The following is a 25711-nucleotide window of genomic DNA, read 5'->3' on the forward strand; positions in this document are numbered from 1 at the left end:
GGATCGTCAGCTGATGTCTGGTAACCCGCTTGCCGCGGCCGAACCGTGGGATCTCGTCGCCGACGGATATGCCGAATTCGGACCCTCGATCATGGCCCCCTTCTCCGCACACGCACTTGAACTCGCCGATCTTTCGGCCGAATCACACGTTGTCGATGTCGCTGCGGGGCCGGGCACGCTGAGTCTGCCCGCCGCCGAACGGGTGGCGCGGGTATCGGCCATCGACTTGTCGGAGCCCATGATCGAGCGACTCGCCGAGGACGCCCGCACCGCCGGGCTGACCAATATCGAAACGCAGGTGGGGGACGGGCAGGCACTGCCGTTCGACGACGAGAGCTTCGATGCCGGTTTCTCGATGTTCGGGCTGATGTTCTTCCCGGATCGGGCCAAGGGTTTCGCCGAATTGTTCCGCGTGCTGCGTCCCGGTGCCACCGCCGTGGTGTCGAGTTGGGCGCCGGTGGCCGAATCGCCACTCATGCGGATGATGTTCGGCGCCTTCGTGGCCGCCGATCCGTCCATTTCCGAACCCCAACCCAACTTGCTCAACCTGGAAAATCCGGAGGTCTTCGCGACCGAGATGCGCACCGCGGGCTTCGCCGGGGTGAGTATCCAACGCCACACCAGCGCACTCGATTTCGCCGACTCCGACGAGATGTTTGAGACCATGGTGCGCAGCAGCGCCCCACTGGTGCTGATGCGCCGCACCGTTGGCGAGCAGGTGTGGGCCGAACGTGTCGTGCTCATGCGCGCCTACCTTGCCGCCAACTACCGCCCGCACCGACCCCTCTCGACCACGGCATTTCTCGGGATCGGCCACAAACCGACCCCCTGAGCCCAGTCACGAAAACGCTGGGCTCCGCAGGAGCCCAGCGCGACAACTGATTTCGTCAGTACACCGGGTACGCCCAAAAGCCGAATGGGTGCCCGACCGCCGGCCCTACGGCCAACGATCGTGGCACCCAACTGCTATGGCTTGAATATCCGGGGAGGCGGACGAGCGCAGGCTCTTTAGCGAGGGGCCATGCGCAGCGCGCCGTCCATGCGGATGGTCTCGCCGTTGAGGTAGTCGTGCTCGACGATGTACTGCGACAGCTGCGCGTACTCGTCCGGGCGGCCCAGGCGCGACGGGAACGGCACACCGGCCTCGAGGCCCTTGCGGTACTCCTCGGTGACACCGGCGAGCATCGGGGTGTCGATGATGCCGGGGGCGATGGTATTCACGCGGATGCCGAACTGGGCCAGGTCACGCGCGGCCGGAACGGTCATGCCGTGCACGCCGCCCTTGGAGGCCGAGTACGCGATCTGGCCGATCTGGCCCTCGAATGCGGCGACCGAGGCAGTGTTGATGATGACACCGCGCTGGCCGTACTCGTCGACGGCGTCGGTCTTGGCGATGGCGTCGGCGGCCAAGCGCATGACATTGAAGGTGCCGAGCAGGTTGACGGTGATGACGGTGCGGAACAGCTCGAGATCGTGCGGGCCGTTCTTGGACAGGATGCGTCCGGCCCAGCCGACACCGGCGCAGTTGACCACGATGCGCAGCGGCGCACCCGATTCGACGACCTGCGCGACCGCAGCGGAAACCTCGTCGTTGCTGGTGACGTCGGCGGGGATCAAGGTGACGCCGTCGGGCACATTGTCCCCGGCGCGCTCGATGGATTGGGGTACGTCGAGTCCGAAGACGGTTGCGCCCAGATCGGCGAAACGCTTGGCAGTGGCGGCGCCGAGGCCGGATGCGCCTCCGGTGATGATGGCGGCGGAACCCGAAATCTCCACGATGGTCCTCTCGTTCGTGACAGCCGGTTGGCCCTTCGTCAATTGCACCCTAACCGGTCCGCTGTGCGAGGCCCATCATGGCTCCCTCGCGCTCGGCGCCCGCATGTCATAGCACCCATCGATAAGCGGGACATTGTTTGCGAACATATATGTTCATAGCTGGTATCGTCGCTGGTATGAACCTGTTTTCCGGTGCGTCCGTGGCCGGGCGTCGGATTCTGATCACCGGCGCGGCGCGCGGCATCGGCGCCGCGTTAGCGCGGCAGTTGCACGCGAAAGGGGCGAAGGTAGCGCTGCTCGGGCTGGAGGCGGATCTGCTCGCGGAGGTGGCGCGCGAATGCGGGGACGCACCGTGGCGCTACTGCGATATCGCCGATCACCGGCAGGTGGAGCGGGTGGTGAACACGCTGGTCACCGAACTCGGCGGGTTGGACGTGGTGGTGGCCAACGCCGGGGTGGCCAAACAGCTGGCGCTGCTCGGCGGGGATCCGGCGGCCATGGAGGAGACGCTGGCGGTCAATGTGCTCGGCGTTTACTACACCCTGCGTGCCGCCGGACCGCACATCTGCCATCCGAACGGCTACGCGCTGGTCTTCTCGTCATTGGCGGCCGCGGTAAATCTGCCGTTGGTCGGGGCCTACAGCGCGTCGAAGGCCGGGGTGGAGGCGCTCGGCAATACGTTGCGGCACGAGGTCAGGCATACCGGTGCGAGGGTCGGGGTCGCGTATTTCGCCGAGCTCGATACCGATATGACCGCGCGAGGCTTCGGTACCGCCGCTGCGCGGGCCATCCTCGGCCGGTCCACGGTCTCGGGCGTCGCACCGCTCGGTCCCGCGATCGATGCGGTCGAACGGGCCATCGCTCGGCGCAAACGTCAGGTGGTATCGCCGTGGTGGGTGGCGGTGGTGTTGCCGTTCCGGCCGATCGCCCAGCGGGTCATCGATATCGCGCTGCGGCGCGGGGTGGCGCGGGCATTGGAAATCGCGCGTACCGAAGAGGCACCCTTCACCACCGATCAACCGGTCAGACCCCGCAAAATGGAGCGACCGGCGTAGCCGGGATCGCCCGCCCGACCCTCGGAGCCACTGAATGACCGAATCCGTAAGCAGCGCACGCCAACTCCCACGGGGGCGACACGGCCTGCCGAGGGAGGAGGTGATCGCCTCGCAGCGCGAGCGGATCCTGAGCGCGATGGCCGAGGCCATGGTCGAGAACGGATATGTCGGGACCTCGGTCGCGGCCATCCTGAAGCGGGCCGGGGTGTCGCGGGAGACCTTCTACGAGCAATTCCGTTCCAAGGAGGATTGTTTCGAGGCCGCCTACGAGCGGGCCGTCGAGCTGCTGATCGCGAATATCGTGGATGCGACCAACGGCGATGCGCGGGATGCGGCCGGCCCATCCGATCCCGATCGGATGGGCCGCATCCTCGAGGCCTACTTCGACGGGCTGATCGCCGAGCCCGCATACGCCCGCCTCTACCTCGTCGAGGTCTACGCGGTGGGTTCGAAAGCGGTCGCCCGCCGCGCCCAGTTGCAGGAAGCATTCGTCGATATGATCGCCGACGTCCTCGACGCCCGCACCGACGAGCAGCGCTTCGCCTGCCAAACCCTCGCCGCCGCCGTCAGCGCCATGGTCACCGCCCGCATAGCCGTAGACGACCTCGTCGGCCTCAAAGCCCTCCACGAACCCCTACTAGACATGGTGCGCCGCAGCGGTGACCTCTACGGCGAAGCGATGCCGCGCCAGTCCGAGGTAGGGGCCTGAGCGAGCGGACCGGCGCGCACGTGCAATTGCTGTTGGCGCTGGCTGGCGGCTGAGTATAGGTCCGCTGGCTGGTACTTGACCTGGTGCGCCGCAATGGTGATCTGCGGCGACGCGATGTTGCGTCAGTCCGATGTGCGGGCCTGGGCGGCAGCGAGCAGACCAGCTTGCGGACCGTCGACCTGGACGTCGGCGCGAACCAGGATTGGGACTCCGGACAATCTGCGGACCGGCCCGCCCACCGCCACCAGGCACTGACGGCCAGCCCTTTGAGCTCAGGTCTGGGCCTTCGCCTTGACGGCTGAGGCAATAGCCGGTGGCCGAATAGCGGCAGGCGGGCCGGTGCGACCGGTCAGCGCACCCTGTCGACTTCGGATGCTGGGTCGTTCGGGACGCGTTCCGAATTGCGCCGCACGCGCCGTGATCGGATCCGCAGGGCGATGCCCGCGGCGGCGGGCGCGAGGATGGCGAGTGCGCCGCCGGTGCGGATGCCGAGGTCGGGGCGGGCCGCGGCGAGCAGGCTTGCGGTGCCGAAGTAGAGGAACAGCAGGCCGGAGCAGATGCCGATGATGTGTTCCGGGAGATGTTTGCCGACCATAATGCCTGCCGCGATGGCGAGTGCGTCGGCGGCGACCATGCCGATGGTTGAGCCGATCCAGACGCCGACCCAGCTGTTGTCGGTGGCCAGAGCGGCGGTGGCGAACATGGTTCGGTCGCCCAGTTCGGCGAGCAGAAAGGCCGAGAGGACCACGAAGAACGGCGCGGTTGTCGACCGCGGCGGCTTGGGTTCGGCCGCCTCGTCATCGCCGCCGAAATGTTCGCGCAGGGTCCACAGGCCGACGGCCAGGAAGGTGAGTGCGGCGATCAGCGCGATGGCCCGGGTGGGCAGGGCAGCACCGAGGAAATAGCCGATGCCGACCGAGATCAGATGCACCGCCGCGCTGGCTGCCGCAATGCCGCCGAGCACCACCCACCAGCGGTAGCGCAGCGCGAACGTCAACGCCATCAGCTGGGACTTATCACCCAACTCGGCGAGAAAGACGATTCCGACGCTGAGCAAAATCGTCGTGATCATGTGGTCTGCACTCCCGGGCTCCGGCCTGCCAGCCGGGAGATCGGGTCACTCCTCCGGCCGACAACGCAAGGGTTGTCTCGGCCGAAGGTCTCGCCCACCGGATCCACACCGGTTCACGCGGCCGGGTCCGCATCCTCGTGAGACGGCGAACCAGTATGTCGACAGCGCAATTGCGGGCTACTCCCCTTCGCTGCCATCGACTGTACCCCGCGTCCAGTCTCGAGCCAAGTCGCTATTATCGAAATAGCAATGCGCACAATAAGTTTGGAGATCCAACCGCCGATCTTCGGTTCCCCTCACAGATCCAGCAGCAAACGCTGATTCAGAAGTGAGCTAGCCCTTGGCAATCCGCACGGTGTCACCGCATACCGATTGACTGCCTCGCGCAAGGGTGCAGAGGCTGTTGCCGAATCGACACGATTTTTGGATGTGACGTAGGTCATATACCTATGTGGCCGGCTGGGGGCGCAATCATGCTCGCCGCTAGATGATTTGGTCCCGCCGCTGTGACGGCGGCGTGACCGCCCGTTCGGCGTATTCGGCAACAGCCTCTGAGCTTGTGCGAGGCAGCCACTGGCAGTGCGACGGTTCAGGCAGCCAGGAGCATGGCCAGGACGGCGGTGTCGGGGTCGCTGATGGGGTCGAGGCCGACCCGGCTGACCAACGAGGTGACGGTGCCGTCGGATTCGGCTTCGGCCCAGGCTGCTCGATGTTCCAGTCCCAGATGTGGGACGCCGGGCAGGAGTACGCAACCCGATGCGACACCGACGCATTCCGGTAGTGAGGGCCGGGTCTCGGAGGGCGGATGCAGCATCAACAGTGCCGGTGGCACGTGGTCGGCGAATCGGCCGGGTTCGAGCGCCTGGTCACCGAGCACCGGTCCCTCGGCGAGGACCAGCCCGACGGTGCCGGGTTCCGGATCATCCGGTAGCTCCTCGCGCACACCGAAGACGGTCGAGGTGGTCAGCAAGCCCGGAAACGAGGCCACCCGCACAGCGAGCACCAATACCTGCGCCCATTCCTTGGTGGTGTCGGGCCAACGTCCGGAGATGATGAACCCGCGCAGCGATCCGCGGGCATGGAACGGCGTGATGCCGATGGGGCCATTCGTAGGCATGATTGCCTCCCGTCGTGGAACCGGGGGCGGTGTTGCCCGTCCTCGAACTGTGGATTCGGAGAGAATGCGCCACAACTCAGTTGGCACACAAGTACCAAAGAGTGCTAAGTGGACAAACCGAAACAAGCTCGTGGGCAGCGGTAATGCCCACGAGCTTGTGGATGCTCGGTGGTGAGCGTAGCCAGGGGTCGTTCGATACCCCGGCACGCGACCGCATCAGCGTCACACTATGTTTCGAGCGAAGCGCGGCCCAGTTGGGGGCCGAGTCCTCGAAGCACATGCGCCACAGGCGCGAGTCTCGACGGCTCGGACCCAAGCAACAAAGAGGCCGCGAACACGCAGCGCCGGAGGCGCTGCTATCGAACTCAGCCGAAGATGAGGCCCTTGGCCTGGCCGATGGCGCGGGCGAAGCGCTCCTGCACGTCCTCCCAGTTGACGACGTTCCAGAACGCGGTCACGTAGTCCGCCTTGACGTTCTTGTACTGCAGGTAGAAGGCGTGCTCCCACATGTCGACCTGCAGCAGCGGGATGATGCCCAGCGGCACATTGGCCTGCTGGTCGTAGAGCTGGAAGGTCAGCAGCTTCTGGCCGAGGGTGTCATAGCCGAGCACCGCCCAGCCCGAGCCCTGCAGACCGTTGGCCGCAGCGGTGAACTGCGCACGGAACTTGTCGAACGAACCGAACTGGTCGTCGATCGCGGCGGCCAGCTCGCCGACCGGCTTGTCACCGCCATTGGGGGAAAGGTTCTTCCACCAGATCGAGTGGTTGACGTGGCCACCCAGGTGGAAGGCCAGGTTCTTCTCGTTCAGGAAGATCGCGCCGTGGTCGCCCGCCTCGCGTGCGGCCTCGAGCTTCTCCAGTGCGGAGTTGGCGCCAGCGACATAGGCAGCGTGGTGCTTGGAATGATGAATCTCGTTGATCTGCCCGGAGATGTGGGGCTCCAGGGCGCTGTAGTCGTAATCCAGATCTGGCAACGTGTACTGAGCCACGATGTCCCTTTCCTGATGTCGGGCCGTGTGTGCCCGCTGTCTCGAGCACACTCAACCATCATTCGTACACCCGCTCGTTTGCAACCGCGCCTCTTGCCCCTACATTCCGTCGCATGCGGCAGGGCGGCTGTCCGGCCGGACCGGGTGCCTGAAATACGACCACACACCCGGGGTGACCGAATGTGCGGCTACGAGTGGCGCTACAGCTGTGGCACGATTCCTGCGCGCATTGTTCGCGGGTCGCCCGCGTCGTGCGCCGCCCACCAGCGCACCCCACCTGCGATGAATTGCTGCAGCGGGATTTCGGCGCCGTTGGTGTCGTGAATCATGATGTCGTCGAACCACACCCGCACATCGAGTTCACGCGGATCGATGCCCTCCTCCTGGGAGAACTCGAGTACGTGCGCGGAGACGCGCGAGTCGATCTGGGTGTCGAAGCTGAGTAGTTCACTCCAGTGCACCCAGCCACTGTCGTCTACATCGATGAATTCCCAGCCGTGCAGTCGACCGCCGCCGAAGCTACGGATGGCCGCGTCGAGCTTGTCCAGTTGTAGTGGCAGCACGCTGGCCTTCAGATCGTCCCACTCCTGCATGCGCAGTGAGGCTGCGACTCGACTGACACCAGTGCAAGTCAGCTGCACGCGATAGTCCTCGGGCGCGGCTTCCTCGGCCGGAAGCGTCAGAACTTCCAGGTCGAGGCTCAGTTGTGCGTTCGCTGTATCGACGTCCACGCCTAGGCATGTGGCCTCGGAGAGTGCTGTGTTGAGTGCTGCCGTATCCATTCCGTCGAGTAGCCCCCTGCTCACGTTCATGCATTCAGGCTACCGACAGCACCTGTAGGAACCCGGTATTTCAGCTATCGGCCGGTGTTGTCGTTTTTCGGGGGAACCGATCGGCCATCAGCGGCGTCCAAGTAGATATCGGGAGCTGCACAGCCGCAGATCCCGAAGTGGCGGCGAATGACCGCTCCGGGATGGCAAGGAGGGGAGTCTCGGATCGGTCGTTCGTGCCGCGACCGTTTCAGCAATCTGCTTGGCTCGCCCGACTGATGCGGGGTCCAGTGCATCGTCCCTCGTAGATCGGCAGCTGCTCGACAACCTCAGCGTGTGATCAGTGTGCTGTTCAATAGCTGGACCCTGTGGATCAAGTTGTGGATTATGTGGATAACTACGATCGAGATATGCACAAGCGACCCCGGAGCGGGGCATCGGACAGGATCCAGAGGCACAGAACATACCCGAGGTAGCGTGCCGATGTCGAGGCCGTGAAGTGCCCGTGGGGCAACCGCATCGTGGGGCCGGAACTCCCCGGTGGTGCGCCACCCATGGCAGGATCGAGGCGTGACGAGCCCCGAAGTGTCGTCGGTGCCGGTGGAAGCCGTACCGGACGAATTCGATAAGACCGAGCGTGTCGCGGCGGACGCCCCGGCGGCGATTCTGCTCGATGTGCGCGAGTACGACGAATGGCAGCTCGGACACGCACCGGCGGCGATCCACATTCCGATGGTCGACGTGCCCGCCCGCGTCGACGAGCTGGATTACGACGCCCAGCTGTACGTGATCTGCCGCCAGGGTGGCCGGTCCATCGAGGTGGTCAAGTACCTGGCGCACATCGGCTACGACGCGGTAAATGTCAGCGGTGGCATGGTGGCGTGGCAGCGGGTGGGGCGACCATTGGTTGCGGACGGCGATCATCAGGCGAAGATCTACTGAGGCTAGAGAGAGGGGTACGCGGCATGAACGTCAGGCCCGGAGGCGGCCGCCTGCGTAACCACGTGCTGCCCGGGCATGCCGCAGGGGAGACACCGTGAGTACGGTGGTGCAACCTTGTGCGCGCTGTGGCGCGCGCTGGGCCGTGCAGACGACGCCGATGCATTGGTGTCCGCGGTGCCGTGGTGTGCTGTTGTCACCGGCGCCCATCGATGCCCCCGCCGAGCGGCGCAATTACCGGTGGGTGGCACGCCGCCCCGATCGGCGCACGCGCAAGCTGAGCTCGGGTCGGCCGCGGCCATCCGTGGAAACACCCCGCTACCAGCAGATTCCGCGCTGGGGCCTGCTGGATCCGCCGGTCGAGTCCGCGCCGGCACCGCAACGGCCGCTGGACCGGCTGACCAATAGGGCCGGTGCGCTACTGATCGCGACCGCGGCGGTTTTCGCGGTCGCCGCTTGCGCCGAACTCGGGCGATATCTGATTCTGCTCCGCAATCGCACCCGGCTGATTCCGCCGTGGTTGCTGCATATCTCCGATGCCATGGTGTGGCTTTCCGCATTGGTCGGCCTCGGTCTGGGGTTGATCACCGCGATCGCGATGCTCGGCTGGTTGATCGAAACGCGGCGGGCCGCCTTCGCCACGGTCGGCCGCCGCGACCCGCGGTTGGTCCGGACGCTCGTGCTCGGCTGTCTGACACCGGTGGTGAATCTGTTGTGGCCCGGCGTCTTTCTCACCGAGGCGGTCGCCGTGCGTCCGGATTCCCGGACACTGCGGGCCGTGCGCATCTGGTGGGTCGGCTGGGTGCTCGGCGCTGGCTGCACGGTCGCGGCACTGCTGTGGCGGACTGCGGATACCTTGCAGGCCAAGGCGGATGGGGTGCTGTTCACCGCGTTCACCGATCTGGTCGCGGCCGGGGTCGCGGTGCTGAGCCTCTGGGTGCAGCGGTCGATGACGGGTCGTGACCTGTTCGGCCGCACCAGGTTCGCGCGCCGGTGGGTGATCGCCGTCGATCCGGCGGTACCGGTTATCGAACCGGTGCAGCCGGGTGGCGGCGCGTCGACGCAGCCGGTCGCGCCCGAAACAAATACACCGCACCGCGAGCATGAGGAGGTTTTGGCCAAGTGAGCCAGGGCAGTCGCGCACCATTCGTCGTCGCGCACCGGGGTGCCTCCGCGGCACGCCCGGAACATACGCTCGGCGCGTATGAGCTAGCGCTACAGGAGGGCGCCGATGGTGTGGAGTGTGATGTCCGGCTGACCAAGGACGGGCACTTGGTCTGCGTGCACGACCGCACCGTCGACCGGACCTCGTCGGGCACCGGACTGGTCAGCGAAATGACCCTGGACGAACTCAAGGGACTCGACTTCGGGGCCGACGGCGCACCCGCATCGGTGCTCACCCTCAGTGAATTGATCGGGCTGGTACTCGATTGGCGCAGTAGGCCGACCAAGCTGTTCATCGAGACCAAGCATCCGGTGCGCTACGGCGCGCTGGTGGAGAGCAAGCTGCTCGCCGAACTCCAGCGCTTCAGCATCGCCACCCCCGCTTCAGCCGATCATTCCCGCGCGGTCGTCATGTCCTTCGCGGCCACCGCGGTCTGGCGGATCCGTCGCTCCGCACCGTTGTTGCCGACGGTCCTGCTCGGTGAATCATCGCGCTACCTGGGCGGCGGTGCCGCGACCACGGTCGGCGCAACCGCCGTCGGTCCGTCGGTGAAAACCCTGCGCGACCATCCCGACCTCGTCGACAAGGCCGCCGCCGCAGGCCGCGCCACCTACTGCTGGACCGTCGACGACCCCGACGATGTGCGCCTATGCGCCGACCTCGGCGTCAGCTGGGTCGCCACCAATCACCCCGCCCGCACCAAGGCCCTGCTCACGCCCGCCTGAGTCGACGCGGCTCGGCCCACGCCGTTTCGCAGCGGTGCGGTGTGATCGGTCAGCCCGCAGCCCGCAGCCCACGACCGCCGAGCGATGTTCGAGCCGTCGGGACGTGCGCGCGGGACTCGCTCCGGGGTCGAACTCCCTCCCCGCTCCGGCGGGTCTCGACGGCTCGGTAACGGAACGTCAGGGGCCGTGGACATACCGCGCACGCGGGGCCGAGAACAGGGCTGCGAACACGCAGCGCCGCGGGCTGCGAGTCCAACACCGTGACACTGTAGTTTGACCTGCCGTGAGTAAAAGCAAGCGCAATAGTCCGAAGCCCGGAGGGAACCGGGCCCAGCGTCTCGCCGAGCGGCGGGCGGCCTTGGAATTGCAGGCGGCGCAGGCCGGTGCGCGTCCGTTCGAAGGACTGGCCGCGGAGTGTGATCTGGTCGCGCTGCGCGAATTCGTGCCGTCGGCGACCGCGACACTGCGGCTATCGCCCGAGATCGCGGCGGAGCGTTCCGTCGTGCTGGCCACGGTGTTGCCGGGCGCGGTCGCCGGGTTGGTGCGGGCGGGCGAGCGGCCGACCGGATACGTCGCCACACAGGTGCAATTCCAGGGTCCGGATCCGGCCGCCGATATCGCGGCGGCGATCCTGTGGACGCAGTCCGCGGAACCCGGCGAATCGCTGACCACGGCCGAAAGTGCCGCAGGCGGACCACGATTGGCGGATGTGATCGATGCGGACGCACAGCTGGAACTGACCGTGCACCAGGACTTCGACTGGTGGGTGCCCGAGGGTGTGCAGCCCGATCCGCAGATCGCCGCGACCATCGAACAGGCCAAACAGGCGATCATGCCGTCCGCGCGACTGGAACTCGGCCCCGATTCGATTGGTGCGGGCTGGTGGGTCGATGCCGGTGATAAGGCGCATCTGCGCTGGGTGCGCCCGGAGGACGAGGACGATCTGATGCTGGCGCTGGCGCGCTTGCATGCGTCGGGCGGACTGCATCTCGGCGATGGCTCCCGTTTCGCGGGTTCGTTCCGCACGCATGGCCTGCTGGTGCCGGTCTTCGACCTGGATCCGGAATCGCATGCCAGCGAGTGGACCAAACCGGCGATCGAATTCGGGGAACGCCTGGCGGCGGTGCTGGCCGATGATGCTCCGCTGTCGGCCGACGAGCGCCGCTCGCGAGACGGGCTGCGGTCGCGTCAGGTCACCCTGCGGTGATTTCAAAAAAATCACGAAGAATTTTGTGAAACACCCTCCTTTCTGATCATTGCTCGGTTAGGTTCTCTGCATCACCGAAAGCTGGTGGTGGTGAGCGAAAGTCTCACCGAAGATGAGGAAAGTAGGACCATCATGGACATCATTCTGACGCTGCTCAGGACGCTGCTCAGCTCGTTGAGTGCCGCATAATCCGATATGCGGACTGCGGGGTCGCGGCCCCGTCTGTCTCACAGCGACAGGGCCGGCTCGTCGCGACGAGCCGGCCCTGATTCGCCAGTCCTGAATTAAATGATGCCGCCCGCGGCGGACGGAGCACCGGCAGTATCGCGCGGAGCATTCATTTCACGAGCGATAAAATTCTCCAGGTCGAACAGGTTCGACCCGGCGCGATCGGCGATGGTGAGCAGGGTCGTCATATTGGCGACCTCTTCCACCTGCTCCTTCAGGAACCACTGCATGAACTGTTCACCCAGGTAATCACCCTCTTCGCGGGCGGTGCTCGCCAGCTGGATGATCTGGTCGGTGACATTCTTTTCCTGCGCGAGGGCCAGCGCGATCGGTTCGCGCGCATTCTCGAATTGCGATTTCGCGGGGGCGATACCAGAAATCTCGACGCTGATATCCCGGTCCAGGAAGTACTGCACGATCATCATCGCGTGATTACGCTCTTCGACCGCCTGTGCATAGAAACGCTTGGCCAGCTGCGGCAGATCCGCATTGTCGAACCACACCGCGATCGCGATGTATTGATGCTCGGCAGTGAATTCGTGCCGGATCTGATCGTGGAGCAGACCATGAAATTTGCTGTGCGATGTGTCCGGATGGCTGGCCATACTTGCGACATTAGCGCTGGTCATGGTGCGTGTCATCCAAGTGCAGCCTTATTGAGGCTAGTGTTGCCTAATTAATTCTTACTCGCGCCCGCCATTTTCGGAGCGGAAATGGCGGCGCGCGGTGTGGTGCGCAGCTCGCGCGAGATGAACTCCTCGACGTCGAACAGATCGCCCGCGGCACGGTCGATGACGGTCAGCAGGGTGGTCATGCCAGCGACATCCTCCACCTGTTCCTCGAGGAACCACTGGATGAACTGCTCGCCGAGGTAGTCGCCGCTGGCCCGCGCGCTGCCGGCCAATTCGGTGATCTGCGCATTGCGGGCGCGCTCGGATTCCAGCAGGAAAACGACTGCGCCGCGCGGTGATTCGAAGGTGGACCGCACGTCGTCGAGGCCGCCGATCCGTACCTCCAGATTGCGGTCCAGCAGGTACTGCACCATAGGGCGTGCGAGCGGTGCTCGGCGGATTTGCCGTAGCTGTGCCTGGCCAACTGCGGCAGGCGATTCGAATCGAAGTACACCGCCGCCGCCAGATACTGCTGCGAGGCGGTGAAGCCACGACGAATCTGGTCGCGCAGCAGGTCCGGGAACCGCTCGTCGGATTCGGTATCGGGCATAGGCCCGACGCTACCGCGTCAGTAGATCGTCCGGGATCGGTTGGTCCTTCGCGAGATCGTCGAAGAATTGACTCGCACGTTGCTTATCCCACAGCAATACATTTCCGCTATCGGTATCGGTGAAGCCGCCGATCGGGACGGTGGTCGCCACGGTATCGCCGCGCATCGCCCAGCCGAGCTGGCCGAGATTCCAGATGTGATCGCCCTTATCGACCTTCAGCGATTTCGCGGTATCGCTCGCCAGCGGCCACAGCGTGAACGGATTTGCCAGCGTGCCCCCGCTGGTCGCCTTCTTCAGCAGGGCGGCCATGAACAGGCGCTGGTTGTTCATCCGGTCGATATCCGCGAGGGCGGTTGCCCGGCTGCGGACGAAACCCAATGCCTGCGGACCGTTCAGGGTCTGGCAGCCGGCAGGCAGATTGATGCCCGCGAGCGGATCGTCGATGGCCTTGGGCACGCAGACTTCTATGCCACCGAGGGTATCGACGATCCCGGCGAAGCCACCGAAACCGATCTGCGCGTAGTGATCGATATGCACGCCCGTGGCGGTTTCGACGGTTTGCACCAGCAACGGTGCGCCGCCGAAGGCGAAAGCGGCGTTGAGCTTGTTCTTGCCGTGGCCCGGAATGCTCACGTACGAGTCGCGCGGCAGGCTGACCAGCGTGGTCTTACCCGATTTCGGAATGTGCACCAGCATGATCGTGTCGGTGCGCTCGGGTCCGACCTCACCACCGGTGGCGAGTTCCTGTTCCTGATCGGGCGTGAGGCCGGCCCGGCCATCGGAGCCGACGAGCAGCCAGTTCGCCCCCGGGGTGTCGCCGACGCGGTCGGAGTATTTGGTCAGTGCGTCGATCCGATTGAGCGAACCGTCGAGTTTGATGACGGCGCCGACCACCGCGAGAACCAAAACCACCAACAGCACTAGGAACCACCGGAACGGGTGCAGTTTGCGACGGCGGCGCGGCGGGCGAGGTTCGCGTTCGCGGCGCGACGGCGGTAAGGAGGGCGGCGGCGGGGGTACTGCGCGGCGCCGGTTCCGCGGTTCGTGATAGGGAACCGGCTGCTGGGGCGGCGCATAGCCGGGGACGCCGCGCGGCTGGGCCGTGTGGTGCCGCTGCGGCTGCTGAGTCGGCGCATGGGCCGGTCGGGAGTTGCTCGGCGGCCTTCGCGTTTCGGGCGGTACCTGCGAATACGCAAGTGGCGGTGGGTAATCCGACCCGTCGCGCCGGATGACCTTGGTGGGGTCGATATGCCTCGGGTTCGGACCGGGTCGGCGCCGCCCCGGCGGATGGGGCTCGCGCCGCTGCGGCGGCATGGACGGCGCACCGGGATTTCCGAAGGGGTGCTGCACCCGGCGCGTCCGCTCGTAGCGCTGGGGGTCGTCGCCGTTCATCACACAGACTCTACTGTTCGAGGGCCGTCAGGAGGCTTGACGAGCGGCCCGAAGTTGGCGCGCTCGGGTAAGCGCTTGCCAATAAATTCGCCCTGCGGACCCGCGGGGTTACGGCAACCACGAAACGTGACCGCGTAGCAATGTATAGCCGATATAGGCGACCGCATCGATCGTCGCGTGGGCCAGCACCAGCGGCCAGAGTCGGTTGGTGCGCTGCCAGAACCGGCCGAAAATCACCCCCATGACCAGATTGCCGAGCCCACCGCCCAAGCCCTGATACAGGTGATAGCTCCCGCGCAGCAGTGCCGAGGCCAGCAGCGACCGGTTCTCCGACCAGCCGAGCCTGCGCAGTCGGGTTATGAGATAGGCCACTACCAGGATTTCCTCGGCCGCCGCATTCGCACACGCGGACAGGATGAGTGCGGGCAACCGCCACCAGTGGTCACGGAGGGAACTCGGCACGATCGTCACGCTGAATCCCAGCGCATGCGCGGTCAAGTACAGCCCGAGCCCAGGTAGCCCGATGACCGCCGCGAGGATCAGTCCCGGCAGCACATCCGAACGCCAACGGACCCTGGCCAATCCGATCAACCGCGGCCCGATCCCGCTGCGCCACAACAGGTACAGCCCGAGCGCCGCCCATCCGACCAGTCGCAACGCGCTGAGCAGCTGAAACAACAGGTCGATAGTGGATTGCGCCGCCCGCGTCGGATTCAGTGCGACGGTCTGCCCGCCCACCCCGCCGGGCGACAGCGCGCTCTCGAGCAACGCCAGCGCCGCATTCAACCCACTCAGCCCGAATGTCACCATCAGCACGACCAGGATTTCGAGCCGAATCCCCAGCCGCTCCCGATCGGTCAGCTCGGGCTCGTCCCACCCGGGACCGGTCTCAGCACGCATGCGTCCGAATCTATTGCCCACGCCGAACCGGCGGGTGCGGTGCGTGTCGCGTCGTACTGATCGGCGGTTCGAGGCGGAGCCCCGCCGTCTATTCAGGTCCGGTCGCTCTGACCGTTTGCGGAGTGAAATTAGGTAAACCTAAGCCAGGTGGCACCTCTGCTTTCGGCAACCGCTCCCCGACAATCCTCAACTTTCGACCCCCTCCCGACGGCAGCACGTCACCGGCGCACGTCCCGGCCACCCCGTGCTTCGCAGGTAGGCGTGTCGGACCGGCGTGAGTAGGTGGATGCGTGTGAGCGGGCGGGTGGGGTGAACAGGTGGGTTCGGGAAGTAGGTGGTGGACAGGCATGGTTACGGTGGGGGTATGGCGGATGGCGTGCAGGCGGCGCATGGGGTGGCGGGGGAGCCGGTGTTGCTTTCGTTGGCGGCGCCATCGGCGGCGCGGCGGAGTTTGGACGAGGGGCTGGTTCGAGCGGTGGGGACTGCGGCGGCGGGCGTTCGGGTGCTGGACGCCGATGTGACCGATCGGGAGGTCGCCGATTTTCTGGTTGAGCTCGCACACTCGGATGGCGGCTTCATTGCGCGCACGTCCGATGGGGAGCGAGCGCTGGCTATCGTTGCGGGAACGGTTGCGGCGTTGTGCGGTGAGGATGTTCGGGCGGCGCTGGCCCGGCCCGATATCGCGTTCCTGACCTCATTGAAGCCACCTGCGGTCGAGGCGGCGCGCAGCGTGTTGCTGGCGATCGAAACCGATGCGCCGGACGATCTGGCTGGAACTCTGAGCATCCTCCGCGCACGCAAGTAATGTCGTAACCGTGCCGCGAATCGCGTACTTCGGGCCGTCCGGAACTTTTACCGAGATGGCCCTCGCCGAACTCGAGTCCTTGCAAGCCTTCGACGGACCGGTCGAGCGAATTGCCGCGCCCAGTCAAGGTGCGGCCCTGGACCTGATTCGGTCCGGTGATGTCGAGGGTGCCGTCGTGCCGATCGAAAGTTCGGTCGAGGGCTCCATTTCGGCGACCCTGGATTCGCTGGCCATCGGTCCGCGGTTGCAGATCATCGCCGAAACCGAACTCGAGGTGAGCTTCGCGATTCTGGCGAAGCCGGGGACGGAACTCGCGGATGTTCGTACCTTGGCCGCCTATCCGGTCGCCGGGGCGCAAGTGCGGCTCTGGATATCGCGCACGCTGCCGGATGTCGAGCTGTACACCTCGGCCTCGAATGCGGCTGCCGCCGAGGATGTCCTGGCCGGTCGCGCGGATGTCGCGGTCTCCACCGCGCTGGCCGGTGAACGCCTCGGTCTGACGGCGCTGGCGTCGGGTGTCGCCGATCATGACCAGGCGGTCACCCGCTTCGTGCTGGTAACCCGCCCGCGCGTCGCGCCGCCCGCAACCGGTGCGGATCGCACCTCGATCGTGCTCGAGCTGCCCAACGAACCGGGTTCCCTCATGCGTGCGTTCGCCGAATTCGCTACGCGCGGTATCGATCTCACCAGAATCGAATCCCGGCCCACCCGAACCGGTATGGGCACCTACCGCTTCTACCTCGACTGCGTCGGGCATATCGACGACACGGCGGTCGCCGAGGCACTCAAGGCACTGCATCGCACGGCGCGGATCCGTTTCCTCGGCTCCTGGCCCGCGACCTCGGCTACCGGAACCCCGCCGCCGTCAGATGAACCGGCCGCTGAGTGGCTGACCCAGTTGCGTAAGGGGGAGGCCGACCTATGACCGGCAGATTGATACTCGTCCGGCACGGCGAGACCGAAGGCAACGTCGCCAAGATCCTGGATACCCGTATCCCGGGGCTACCGCTCACCGAACGTGGTGCGGCCCAAGCGAAAACATTCGGTTCGAGTCTGCTGAGGCCGCCGAAGGCGTTGTTCTGCTCGGCCGCGCTGCGGGCCCGACAGACCGCCGGATACGTCGAGGCGGTGACCGGCGTACCGGTCGAGGTGCTCGATAACATCCACGAAGTTCAGGTCGGCGAACTGGAAGGCCTGAACACCGAAGCAGCCCATTCGTGTTTCCAGCGGATCTACCGCGCGTGGCACGAAGGTGACCTCGCCGAGCGTGTCCCCGGCGGCGAATCCGGATACGACGTGCTGGCCCGCTTCCTGCCGGTCATCGAGGACCTGCGCACCAAATACCTGACCGACGGCAGCGACGGCGACATCCTGGTGGTCAACCACGGTGCCGCCATGCGCCTGGTATCCCGCAACCTCAGCGGCGTGGCACCGCCGTTCACCACGAACAACCACCTCGACAACACCGAAACCATCGAACTCGTCCCGCGCCCCGTCGGCGGCTGGGAATGCATCCGCTGGGGCCGCTTCACCCCACCCTTCGCCTACAAGGCATCGCCGACTGCCGACGACCCCATGGGCTGAATTCCCTTGGGGCACAGTGCGTCCCGCCCGATCCTCAGGACAATGTCGGATGCCTCGGAAACTCTTCCCGCTCCGGCAAGGAATGGATCAGATCCTCCACGGCGGTGCGTAGGCGGGCCGGAGTACCGCTGGCCAGCGACGACCACTTGGTGCCGTCGTCGGCCACGCTCGCCGTCGAGATGAATCGCCCGTTGCGGGTGTTGAACACAGCGATGTGGTTGTCGACAATGTCGCGGGTGCCGTCCCCGTACCGCACGGCGGTGATCTGAGCATGCGAATGGATTTCGACCACGGCCGAGGCGAGGGTTTGCGCGTCCTGCGCGGGTTTGCCGACCTTTGCGAGTCGGTCGGCGGTGGCAGTGGTATCGCCGACGTCCTCGAAGATCGTGGCAAGCTCCTCGGTCGGTGCGTTCATGCCGTAGAGCTCGAGTGGCTTGGCGGTGCCGAGCGCCGCTATCACGGTGCCGGCCAGGTCAATTCCCACTTCGTCGATCACATAAGAGTCCTGCCCGCGAAGGGCGACGACGGAAAGGTCATCGCCCTTGGCCAGACAGAAACGACTCACGTACCCGTTGACGATCAGCCGCATGGCGACGATCCAGTGCGGTCGGTTCAGCACCCGGAGTCGGTCCTCCAAGTCGGGCTGAACCCCGCCGTCGATCAGCAGGTCTCGTTGTTCGAGCGACTCGGCCGCGGTGGCCATGGCCGCCTGATGCGCGGGCACGCTATCGAAGCGGGCGTATGCGTTCAGCACAACCGGTAGGTCATCGAGGTCCAGTTTCTCGCGGAGAAACTGGACCTCGTCGAGCGACAGCACAACCGCCTCGAGTGCGGACGGCCCACCATTGGTACCGAGGACGGTCACTCAACCGTCCCGGCGTGGGCACCGATCACGCCATCGGCGGCGTAGCGGCCATCAGCGAAGTGATCGGATCGCAGGTCCACCTTGCTGTCGTGCTCATCCTCGTCGTCCTCGTCGTCGCGGGCTTGGTTTCCCAGCAGCGGGTTGCCCGCGCTGTTGCTGATCGACCGGGCCGGTGTGGCGTCGACAGATGCGACTGTCTCGGGTCCCGCAGTCGCGGTGTTGCCGCCGGTCACGCTGCCCGTCCCCCAGCCCTCCGGCAGTTTGAGCTGGACGTTACCGACACCGGCCGAGGTGCCCGAGAACGAGACCGCACGGGTCGCGGTAGCACCGCCCGCCGCGGCCATCGTGCCACCCATCGCGCCACCCATCGCCATCGGAGCCATGGTCGCCATCGGCGCGCTCGCCACCGTGGCGACCGCATTGCTCGCCACACTGCCGACCGTCGACACACCGGTGCTGACAACCGACCCCACTGCCTGCGCGGCCTGCGTGGCGGCACTGGCCACACCCGGGTTGGACACGAAAGCCTGCACGGCGGCGACCGCCGTCGAGATCGGGTCGGTGGGCGCTTCGAACGCGGCATCGGCGGTCCCGTTCGGATCGGCCTGGCCCGCACCCGCGGCGATGGGCGGCGGCATCATGAACTCGGCGGGTGTCGCCACCATCGCCGAGGTCGCCGCCTCATAGGTATCCATAACCATGGCCGCGCGGATATCCATTGCGTGCCTGGCGACCTCGGCGGCCTCATAGGCGCCGCTGAGCGCGCCGGGCGGGTTCGCCGCGGCGACCAATGCGGTATTGACGGCCGCGATTTCGGGCGGGCTCGGCATCGCGAGCGCGGCAACGCCGTAAGCGATGACGTTCGCCGCGGCCTTGCCGCTCATCGCCGCCGCCTGCACGCCCTGCTGTTCGGACCAGCCGAGGAATCCGGTCAGTTTGCCGAGCGCGGCGAGACCGTTGACACCCTGCATGCCGACGCCCAGTTCGGCCATGACGCGTGCAACGGTGGTCGTCGCGTCCACCCAGGCGGTGGTGAGTCCGCCCCAAGCGGTAGCGGCGGCCGAAATCGGGACCGCGTGTGCGCCCGCATGAAGTGTGGCCGAGTTGATTTCGGATGGCCGGGCGATCCACAGGACCCCGGTTACTCCTGCAACCATGCTTGTAACTCCCCTGAATGTCTGAATGGTGGTTGAGGACGGCGGTGCGGGCTAGATCTGAATGGCGTTGACTCCGGCGGCGCGCACGACGTCGCCGGCGATGTGCTGAGCCAACTGCATTCGCAGTGTCTGAGCAGCATGGTGCAGTTCGAGAATGCCCTGGGCGACGGCATGATCGTGGCTAGCCGCGCCCTGGTTGAAGTGGCTGGCGGCCACGAGCGACACCTCTTCGGTACCGGATGGAATCACGTGCGTCGCCGGCGCGGTGATCATGGACGCCGCGGACAGCCGCTCGGCGACCAGATCGAGTTCGGCCGCTGCGGCGAGAACGGCCTCGGGCGAGATCAGTACATGTCCAACCATGACTCGACTCCTTCTAGTGGCTGTGGGGCGGAACCACGAGAATTCCCCCTTCGAGTGATAGGACGCGACGGCAACGCGATCGGTTCCATCGAATCCCCCAATTTTGTTCCGGCTGTCCGTGCTGGTTTCACGCTCGTCGAGCCGAGCACGATCACAGCTTGGATAAGACTAGCCCCATCCCAGCTCATGCAACCGGTCTTCGTCAATGCCGAAATAGTGTGCAATCTCATGGATCACAGTGATCGCGACCTCCTCGACGACCTCGCGCTCATCGCCGCAGATGTCGAGAATCGCCTGGCGATAGATGGTTACGGTATCGGGTAGGGAACCGCCGTAGTGACTGTCGCGCTCGGTCAACGCGATTCCGTGATACAGCCCGAGCAGATGTGGATCCTCCGTATTGCGCGGTTCGATCAGCACGACCACATTGTCGATGGCACGGGTCAATTCCGGCGGAATGAGATCGAGCGCATCGCCGACCAGTTCCTCGAACCGATCCGCGGACATGGTCACCGCCATCAGCGCGGTTGCGGCTGCGGTGGCAGCGGCGCGGCGCCGGGCAGCGGGGCGGGCGTCGAGCGACCGGAGTTCGGCGGCGGCACCGGAGCCTGGCCGTTGATCAGGATGTCGCCCTTCGCCGTTCCGGTGATCGGCGCGAAACCCTCACGGTCGGTGCCCTTGCCGATCATGCAGTCCAATTTGCGGCTGCCCGCCAGCCAGCTCCGCGCGTCGAGATAGTCGAAGAACACCGTGAGCGTCTTATTGCGCACCGCGTCGGGTGAGCCGAGATAGTCGTTGGTCGCTCGGGCGCACTCGTCCTCCATGAACTTGTCCTGGTCGTCTTTTGCGGGCGGGGCGCCGGAAAAGTGCGGGCCGAGGTCGACGGTGGACACGATCTCGACCGCGTGCGCCTGCGCGCAATCCACCGGATCGGAAGGCAGATTCTGATTGATGCCGAGGCAGGTTCCGGGTTCGAAGACCTTGGACTGATCGTGTTCGGCGGCGGCGCCGTTGGTCGGCAGCGGGGTGCCGGTACTGCCGGAGAACTGGAGTCCGCAGCGCAGTGTTCGGTCGCCGTGCTTCCACCCGTCCGGACTCGGGTACATCAGGCCGACCACATACCGGCCGCGCGGATCGAACTTGCTGTTCAGATACTGCTCGACCGCGGGCGTGCAGTGCTCTTCCTTGAGTTCGGTCAGCCGCAACGAGTCCGGAAAGCGTGAGCCGGGACCGAATTCCACGCCGGGGTATTTCGACATATCGATATCGGCCGCGACCTCGAACAGATGCTTGTTGGAGCAGGCGACCTTCACCAGATCGCCGCGGTCCTGTTTGCTCCAGCTGAGGCAATCGCCCTTGGCCGCGGTGCCGAACTCCTTGTCCAGAGCGGTCTGTCCGGGCGAAGCCGGATTGTGCGCCTCGAGGCCCTTGTTGTTGTCGTAGCCGGTGATGAACAGGCCGACCAACGAGATGATGACGGCGCCGGCCGCCGCGGCGAGTAGTACCCAGCGCAGCTTCGGCGCGGACAGATGCAGCTTGCCGTCAGCGACGACGTCGCGGTCGATGATCACCGACCGCGGGAACGATTCCGCGCGCGACCACTCGCCCGAGGGCGACTCGGATTCGTGCGGGTCCATGGTCACATCTTCAACAGACATCGCGACCCATCATGTCAGCGTCCGATCGCTGGTGCCACGACCTGGCCGAATCGATCCGAAGCGCCCCGGTCGAACCCATGCGAGGCGCGTCATCCGCGGAACGCGGACAGGAACAGGCCGGGCAGGCGCACCGGATTGGCGGTCGCGAAGAACTCGGTCAGCTTAGGTCCGGTCGCGGCCGCGGTCGCGTTGTCGACGAACCACGGCGGGTTCGGCGACAGCGTCAGCTCGCCGCGCAGCAGCGACCGGGCAACGGCCGGAACGGTCCGCGCACCACCGTGCGCTCCACATCGTCGAGCAGGAAGGCGTCCGTTGTGCACCACGCCGACTGCGGGGTGCAACATAGCGCGGGCGGACTCCGGCTTGGTGTTCCGGTGTACCGGTTGCGGGCACAGTGAGAACGCGGATGTGAACGCCGCCAAGAATATTTTGGCCGCCGGGCTGGCGGTCACAGTTTGTGGAGCCCTCGTCGTTCGGCGGTCTGTGAAGCAGGAACCAGCGGGAATCCGTGAGGTATTACCGCACCAACCCGTGTGACGGGTCGCAATCCCCGCCTTCGAACGCAGGGAGGAAGTCGAATTGCGGTTTCACGCCCAATCCGGGCACCTACCCTATTGCGGCGTCGCCGCTCGATGACGCGACCATTAGGCTGGTCACCCATGATCGACCTCCGATTCCTGCGGGACAACCCCGACGCGGTTCGCGCCTCGCAGCGTGCCCGCGGCGAAGACCCCGCCCTCGTCGACGCGCTGCTCGAGGCGGACGCGGCACGTCGTGCGGCGGTGGCCACCGCCGATAACCTGCGTGCCGAGCACAAGGCGATGGGCAAGCGGATCGGCAGGGCGACCCCGGAGGAACGGCCCGTCCTGTTGGAACAGGCGCAGGAGATGTCGGCGAAGGTCAAGGAGGCCGAGGCCGCGCAGCACGCCGCCGACGCCGATATGGCCGCCGCGCATCGTGCCATCTCGAATGTCGTCCAGGAGGGTGCCCCCGCGGGCGGCGAGGACGATTACATCGTGCTCGAAACCATCGGCACGCCAAGGGAATTCGACTTCGAGCCCAAGGACCATGTGGAGCTCGGCGAATCGCTCGGTCTCTTCGATATGGAGCGCGGGGCGAAGGTTTCGGGCGCGCGCTTCTACTTCATGACCGGTTACGGCGCGTTGCTGCAGCTCGGTCTGTTGCAACTCGCCGCGCAGCAGGCGGTGGCCAATGGGTTCACCATGATGATTCCGCCGGTGTTGGTGCGTCCGGAGATCATGGCCGGTACCGGATTCCTCGGCCAGCACAGCGCCGAGGTCTACCACCTCGAGGAGGACGAGCTGTATCTGGTCGGCACCTCGGAGGTGCCGCTGGCGGGCTACCACTCGGACGAGATCCTGGACCTGAGCGCCGGCCCGAAGCGCTATGCGGGCTGGTCGTCGTGTTTCCGGCGCGAAGCGGGCAGCTACGGCAAGGACACCCGCGGCATCATTCGGGTGCACCAATTCGACAAGGTCGAAATGTTCGTGTTCACCACACCCGAGGAGGCCGCGGCCGAACACAAGCGCCTCCTCGCCTGGGAGCAGGACATGCTCGCGGCTATCGAGGTGCCTTATCGGATCATCGATGTCGCCGCGGGCGATCTCGGCAGTTCGGCCGCCCGCAAATTCGACTGCGAGGCGTGGGTGCCCACCCAGCAGACCTACCGCGAGCTCACCTCGACCTCGAACTGCACCACTTTCCAGGCCCGCCGCCTCGCCGTGCGGTATCGCGACGAGAACGGAAAGCCGCAGATCGCAGCCACTTTGAACGGTACGCTCGCGACCACCCGCTGGATTGTGGCGATTCTGGAGAATCATCAGCAGGCCGACGGTTCGGTGCGGGTGCCCGCCGCGCTCGTGCCGTTCGTCGGGACCGAGGTGCTTACACCATCGCGATAGGACATCGAAATGGCCCGGCCCACATTACCTACAGGTAAATAGCTAGAGGTTCGCCATGCCGGATTCGCGGGATGTGACAACTGCAGGTAATCGTTATGTCTAGGCTATTCCCCGTGCGAGAAATCGGGTCTCGCGGCGATACCCGAACGCGGGTGCGGGCCGCGTCTGCGTTGGCGACAGCAATGGTCATGTCCCGGACAACCGGGGCCTTCTATGTCATGGGGGGCGCGCTCGGACTGCTGATCACGGCAGTTGCCTCGGGCAGCGAAGGTAATCGAACGCTGGTGGGTATCGCCGCCGCGGTGGCGCTGCTGCTCGGACTCAGCCTGCTCGGCTGGGGTCCGCAGTTGCCGCATGGGATTCATCATGGTTATGTCGCGATCGCGACGGTATTGGTGACCATCGCGGTATACGCGTTTCCGAATACCGTCGGCGCGATCGGTCTCGCCTCCTTCTTTGTCTTCGTGGCCTGTGACGCGGCATTGTTCTTCGCGTGGCCACAGGCATTCGCCCATATCGCCTTCGCGATGGCCATGTGCCTGTGGGTGATGCCGATGCGGCCGGTACATCCCGCATTACCGTGGTGGTCCGGGTTGATTCCGGCGGGGGTGACCTTCGGCGTCGGTGTGGTGGTCGGCGTTCTGACCCGAATGGCCTCCGAGGCCGATATCGATGTACTCACCGGCCTGCTCAACCGGCGTGGTTTCGACCGGGCATTGAACGGCGCGATCGAAACCGCCGCTCGCAACGGTCAGGGATTGGCGCTGGTGCTGGTCGACCTCGACCGCTTCCGTAAGATCAACGATCACCTCGGCCAGCGTGCGGGCGATGCAGTCCTGCAACGGGTCGCCGACACCTGGTCGAAATTGCTCGCACCCGATCAGCGACTGGCCCGCTACGGCGGTGACGCCTTCGCGCTGCTATTGCCGAATACCACCGAGCAGGCCGCGATTCTGCTGACCGAGCAGTTGCGGGCATCGGTGACCACCGGATGTTCGGCAGGTGTCACCTCCTGGCAGCAGGGTGAGTCGGGTTCGTTGCTGGTGAGTCGGGCCGATGTCGGTCTGTACCGGGCCAAGCAGGCGGGGCGCAACCGGACGGTGCTGGAGTCGTCGCGACAGTTGCCGCTGGCGGTCGAGTTGCGCGAGGCGATCGACCGCGGCGCGCTCGATGTGCACTACCAGCCGATCGTCAGCCTGACCGAGGGCGGCGGCAAAGCGGTCGGTGTCGAGGCGCTGCTGCGCTGGTCGTCGAGTGCGCAGCCCGATGTCACCACCGAGGGGCTGATCCGAGTTGCCGAGGAATACGACCTGATCGCCGATCTGGACGAGCTGGTGTTGCGCCGGGCCTGTGCCGACGCGGCCCGGTTGCAGGAGACCTTCGCGCAACTCGACCTGACGCTGAACGTGAATGTCAGCGGCCTGGAACTGGCCGAGGCCGGTTATGCCGACCGCGTCGCCAGTATCCTGGCCAGCACCGGATGGCCCGCCGACCAACTGGTGCTCGAGGTGACCGAGAGCGAGTTGGCGGCCGAATCCCAAACAGCCATTGGCAATCTGCACATCCTGCGCGAGCGCGGGGTGCGCATCGCGATCGACGACTTCGGCACCGGCTACTCGTCGCTGAGCCGGCTCGCCACCCTGCCCAGCGACATTATCAAGGTCGACCAGTCCTTCGTCGCCGCGATCCGTTCGGACTCGCCCGCGCCGCCGCTGCTCGGCGTGATCGCCGCACTGAGCAGTGCACTGGACCTGCAGGTGATCGCCGAGGGCGTGGAGACCGAATACCAGGCCGCGGTGCTGACCGAACTCGGTTTCGCACTGGCCCAGGGCTACCACTACAGCGATTCGCACCCGGTTTCGGAACTGATCACCGATCTGAACGAGCATCAGGGGCGAGTCGGCCCCGGGGCCAGTGATCGGGAACTCGGCGACGGTGACCTGCATACCGCCGACGGGTGGTTGCCACTCGGCTGAGCACGGCCGGTCTGTGCGTAGGTGTGGATTCCGGCCGAGGGCGGGCTTGTGTGTTGTGGTGCCGTCCGGGAAACCGCTTGACGGGTTCGGGGCAGGTCGTCAGGCTGACGTAAGC

At 65.8% G+C, this 25711-nt stretch carries 25 protein-coding genes and 2 pseudogenes; 12 read left to right on the forward strand and 15 right to left on the reverse strand.

Annotated elements, in window-relative coordinates:
* Positions 1-13 precede the first annotated feature (13 nt).
* Positions 14-832 (forward strand): class I SAM-dependent methyltransferase, encoded by an 819-nt coding sequence (locus AB0L63_RS09705; RefSeq protein WP_364497225.1) that lies wholly within the window; start codon positions 14-16, stop codon positions 830-832.
* Positions 833-1008: 176 nt separating this feature from the next.
* Here AB0L63_RS09705 and AB0L63_RS09710 read toward each other — a convergent pair whose 3' ends face one another.
* Positions 1009-1776 (reverse strand): SDR family NAD(P)-dependent oxidoreductase, encoded by a 768-nt coding sequence (locus tag AB0L63_RS09710; RefSeq protein WP_364497228.1) that lies wholly within the window; start codon positions 1774-1776, stop codon positions 1009-1011.
* Between the two features lie 176 nt (positions 1777-1952).
* On the opposite strand from AB0L63_RS09710, the gene AB0L63_RS09715 reads away from it, so the two are divergent.
* Together AB0L63_RS09715 and AB0L63_RS09720 are read left to right on the forward strand one after the other, a co-directional pair.
* On the forward strand, positions 1953-2831 hold the full coding sequence (locus AB0L63_RS09715; RefSeq protein ID WP_364497231.1) for an SDR family NAD(P)-dependent oxidoreductase: 879 nt from the start codon (positions 1953-1955) through the stop codon (positions 2829-2831).
* A 34-nt stretch (positions 2832-2865) separates the two neighbouring features.
* Positions 2866-3540 carry a TetR/AcrR family transcriptional regulator gene (locus tag AB0L63_RS09720; protein WP_364497234.1) on the forward strand — a complete coding sequence of 225 codons (675 nt, stop codon included), beginning with the start codon at positions 2866-2868 and terminating at the stop codon, positions 3538-3540.
* 349 nt (positions 3541-3889) lie between these two features.
* On the opposite strand, the gene AB0L63_RS09725 is transcribed toward AB0L63_RS09720, so the two are convergent.
* From AB0L63_RS09725 to AB0L63_RS09740, 4 genes are all read right to left on the reverse strand, one after another.
* On the reverse strand, positions 3890-4612 hold the full coding sequence (locus AB0L63_RS09725; protein ID WP_364497237.1) for a TMEM165/GDT1 family protein: 723 nt from the start codon (positions 4610-4612) through the stop codon (positions 3890-3892).
* 589 nt (positions 4613-5201) lie between these two features.
* On the reverse strand, positions 5202-5729 hold the full coding sequence (locus AB0L63_RS09730; RefSeq protein ID WP_364497240.1) for a peptidase: 528 nt from the start codon (positions 5727-5729) through the stop codon (positions 5202-5204).
* 365 nt (positions 5730-6094) lie between these two features.
* A complete protein-coding gene (locus AB0L63_RS09735; RefSeq protein WP_364497242.1) occupies positions 6095-6718 on the reverse strand; it encodes a superoxide dismutase in 624 nt (207 codons plus the stop codon).
* 200 nt (positions 6719-6918) lie between these two features.
* Positions 6919-7530 carry a hypothetical protein gene (locus AB0L63_RS09740; protein ID WP_364497244.1) on the reverse strand — a complete coding sequence of 204 codons (612 nt, stop codon included), beginning with the start codon at positions 7528-7530 and terminating at the stop codon, positions 6919-6921.
* Between the two features lie 528 nt (positions 7531-8058).
* Between AB0L63_RS09740 and AB0L63_RS09745 the strand changes: the two genes are divergently transcribed.
* From AB0L63_RS09745 to AB0L63_RS09760, 4 genes are all read left to right on the forward strand, one after another.
* Positions 8059-8430, forward strand: coding sequence for a rhodanese-like domain-containing protein (locus tag AB0L63_RS09745; protein WP_364497246.1), 372 nt, complete (start codon positions 8059-8061; stop codon positions 8428-8430).
* A 94-nt stretch (positions 8431-8524) separates the two neighbouring features.
* Positions 8525-9553, forward strand: coding sequence for a DUF4328 domain-containing protein (locus AB0L63_RS09750; RefSeq protein WP_364497249.1), 1029 nt, complete (start codon positions 8525-8527; stop codon positions 9551-9553).
* Positions 9550-10317 (forward strand): glycerophosphodiester phosphodiesterase, encoded by a 768-nt coding sequence (locus AB0L63_RS09755; RefSeq protein ID WP_364497252.1) that lies wholly within the window; start codon positions 9550-9552, stop codon positions 10315-10317. The genes AB0L63_RS09750 and AB0L63_RS09755 overlap by 4 nt, the downstream gene beginning before the upstream one ends.
* A 283-nt stretch (positions 10318-10600) precedes the next feature.
* Positions 10601-11524, forward strand: a complete 924-nt coding sequence (locus AB0L63_RS09760; protein WP_364497254.1) for a DUF5926 family protein — start codon at positions 10601-10603, stop codon at positions 11522-11524.
* A gap of 284 nt (positions 11525-11808) precedes the next feature.
* On the opposite strand, the gene AB0L63_RS09765 is transcribed toward AB0L63_RS09760, so the two are convergent.
* The 4 genes and pseudogenes from AB0L63_RS09765 to AB0L63_RS09780 form a co-directional block, all read right to left on the reverse strand.
* Entirely contained in the window at positions 11809-12357 is a 549-nt protein-coding gene (locus tag AB0L63_RS09765; protein ID WP_364498154.1) for a ferritin, read from the reverse strand.
* 71 nt (positions 12358-12428) lie between these two features.
* Positions 12429-12973: pseudogene (locus AB0L63_RS09770) on the reverse strand (ferritin).
* A 10-nt stretch (positions 12974-12983) separates the two neighbouring features.
* Entirely contained in the window at positions 12984-14366 is a 1383-nt protein-coding gene (locus tag AB0L63_RS09775) for an LCP family protein (protein WP_364497257.1), read from the reverse strand.
* Between the two features lie 108 nt (positions 14367-14474).
* Entirely contained in the window at positions 14475-15266 is a 792-nt protein-coding gene (locus AB0L63_RS09780; RefSeq protein WP_364497260.1) for a CPBP family intramembrane glutamic endopeptidase, read from the reverse strand.
* 364 nt (positions 15267-15630) lie between these two features.
* Between AB0L63_RS09780 and AB0L63_RS09785 the strand changes: the two genes are divergently transcribed.
* The 3 genes from AB0L63_RS09785 to AB0L63_RS09795 are packed head-to-tail and all read left to right on the forward strand — an operon-like array spanning position 15631 to position 17655.
* On the forward strand, positions 15631-16071 hold the full coding sequence (locus AB0L63_RS09785; protein ID WP_364497263.1) for a hypothetical protein: 441 nt from the start codon (positions 15631-15633) through the stop codon (positions 16069-16071).
* Positions 16072-16081: 10 nt separating this feature from the next.
* A complete protein-coding gene (gene pheA / locus AB0L63_RS09790; RefSeq protein ID WP_364497266.1) occupies positions 16082-16996 on the forward strand; it encodes a prephenate dehydratase in 915 nt (304 codons plus the stop codon).
* On the forward strand, positions 16993-17655 hold the full coding sequence (locus AB0L63_RS09795; RefSeq protein WP_364497268.1) for a histidine phosphatase family protein: 663 nt from the start codon (positions 16993-16995) through the stop codon (positions 17653-17655). Before pheA ends, AB0L63_RS09795 begins: the two co-directional genes overlap by 4 nt.
* 34 nt (positions 17656-17689) lie before the next feature.
* Here AB0L63_RS09795 and AB0L63_RS09800 read toward each other — a convergent pair whose 3' ends face one another.
* The 6 genes and pseudogenes from AB0L63_RS09800 to AB0L63_RS09825 form a co-directional block, all read right to left on the reverse strand.
* On the reverse strand, positions 17690-18520 hold the full coding sequence (locus AB0L63_RS09800; RefSeq protein WP_364497270.1) for an ESX secretion-associated protein EspG: 831 nt from the start codon (positions 18518-18520) through the stop codon (positions 17690-17692).
* Positions 18517-19677, reverse strand: a complete 1161-nt coding sequence (locus tag AB0L63_RS09805) for a PPE domain-containing protein (protein WP_364497273.1) — start codon at positions 19675-19677, stop codon at positions 18517-18519. The genes AB0L63_RS09800 and AB0L63_RS09805 overlap by 4 nt, the downstream gene beginning before the upstream one ends.
* A 51-nt stretch (positions 19678-19728) precedes the next feature.
* Positions 19729-20040 carry a PE family protein gene (locus AB0L63_RS09810; RefSeq protein WP_364497276.1) on the reverse strand — a complete coding sequence of 104 codons (312 nt, stop codon included), beginning with the start codon at positions 20038-20040 and terminating at the stop codon, positions 19729-19731.
* Between the two features lie 168 nt (positions 20041-20208).
* Positions 20209-20559, reverse strand: coding sequence for a metallopeptidase family protein (locus AB0L63_RS09815; RefSeq protein WP_364497279.1), 351 nt, complete (start codon positions 20557-20559; stop codon positions 20209-20211).
* Entirely contained in the window at positions 20559-21698 is a 1140-nt protein-coding gene (locus tag AB0L63_RS09820) for a septum formation family protein (protein WP_364497281.1), read from the reverse strand. Before AB0L63_RS09820 ends, AB0L63_RS09815 begins: the two co-directional genes overlap by 1 nt.
* Positions 21699-21787: 89 nt before the next feature.
* Positions 21788-22027, reverse strand: a pseudogene (locus tag AB0L63_RS09825) (aldehyde dehydrogenase); the annotation flags it as partial.
* Positions 22028-22357: 330 nt separating this feature from the next.
* Here AB0L63_RS09825 and serS point away from each other — a divergent pair.
* Positions 22358-23620 (forward strand): serine--tRNA ligase, encoded by a 1263-nt coding sequence (serS, locus tag AB0L63_RS09830; protein WP_364497284.1) that lies wholly within the window; start codon positions 22358-22360, stop codon positions 23618-23620.
* Between the two features lie 188 nt (positions 23621-23808).
* Positions 23809-25596 (forward strand): bifunctional diguanylate cyclase/phosphodiesterase, encoded by a 1788-nt coding sequence (locus AB0L63_RS09835; RefSeq protein WP_364497287.1) that lies wholly within the window; start codon positions 23809-23811, stop codon positions 25594-25596.
* Positions 25597-25711: the final 115 nt, after the last annotated feature.

This window comes from Nocardia sp. NPDC051990 (assembly GCF_040680755.1).
GTDB lineage: Bacteria > Actinomycetota > Actinomycetes > Mycobacteriales > Mycobacteriaceae > Nocardia.

Bases quoted from the DNA above. Each gene is read 5' to 3' on its own strand.
- AB0L63_RS09705 (WP_364497225.1), top strand. From the start codon at position 14: ATGTCTGGTAACCCGCTTGCCGCGGCCGAACCGTGGGATCTCGTCGCC.
- AB0L63_RS09715 (WP_364497231.1), top strand. From the start codon at position 1,953: ATGAACCTGTTTTCCGGTGCGTCCGTGGCCGGGCGTCGGATTCTGATC.
- AB0L63_RS09720 (WP_364497234.1), top strand. From the start codon at position 2,866: ATGACCGAATCCGTAAGCAGCGCACGCCAACTCCCACGGGGGCGACAC.
- AB0L63_RS09725 (WP_364497237.1), bottom strand. From the start codon at position 4,612: ATGATCACGACGATTTTGCTCAGCGTCGGAATCGTCTTTCTCGCCGAG.
- AB0L63_RS09730 (WP_364497240.1), bottom strand. From the start codon at position 5,729: ATGCCTACGAATGGCCCCATCGGCATCACGCCGTTCCATGCCCGCGGA.
- AB0L63_RS09740 (WP_364497244.1), bottom strand. From the start codon at position 7,530: ATGAACGTGAGCAGGGGGCTACTCGACGGAATGGATACGGCAGCACTC.
- AB0L63_RS09765 (WP_364498154.1), bottom strand. From the start codon at position 12,357: ATGGCCAGCCATCCGGACACATCGCACAGCAAATTTCATGGTCTGCTC.
- AB0L63_RS09775 (WP_364497257.1), bottom strand. From the start codon at position 14,366: ATGAACGGCGACGACCCCCAGCGCTACGAGCGGACGCGCCGGGTGCAG.
- AB0L63_RS09780 (WP_364497260.1), bottom strand. From the start codon at position 15,266: ATGCGTGCTGAGACCGGTCCCGGGTGGGACGAGCCCGAGCTGACCGAT.
- AB0L63_RS09785 (WP_364497263.1), top strand. From the start codon at position 15,631: ATGGCGGATGGCGTGCAGGCGGCGCATGGGGTGGCGGGGGAGCCGGTG.
- AB0L63_RS09795 (WP_364497268.1), top strand. From the start codon at position 16,993: ATGACCGGCAGATTGATACTCGTCCGGCACGGCGAGACCGAAGGCAAC.
- AB0L63_RS09805 (WP_364497273.1), bottom strand. From the start codon at position 19,677: ATGGTTGCAGGAGTAACCGGGGTCCTGTGGATCGCCCGGCCATCCGAA.
- AB0L63_RS09810 (WP_364497276.1), bottom strand. From the start codon at position 20,040: ATGGTTGGACATGTACTGATCTCGCCCGAGGCCGTTCTCGCCGCAGCG.
- AB0L63_RS09815 (WP_364497279.1), bottom strand. From the start codon at position 20,559: ATGGCGGTGACCATGTCCGCGGATCGGTTCGAGGAACTGGTCGGCGAT.
- AB0L63_RS09820 (WP_364497281.1), bottom strand. From the start codon at position 21,698: ATGTCTGTTGAAGATGTGACCATGGACCCGCACGAATCCGAGTCGCCC.
- serS (WP_364497284.1), top strand. From the start codon at position 22,358: ATGATCGACCTCCGATTCCTGCGGGACAACCCCGACGCGGTTCGCGCC.
- AB0L63_RS09835 (WP_364497287.1), top strand. From the start codon at position 23,809: ATGTCCCGGACAACCGGGGCCTTCTATGTCATGGGGGGCGCGCTCGGA.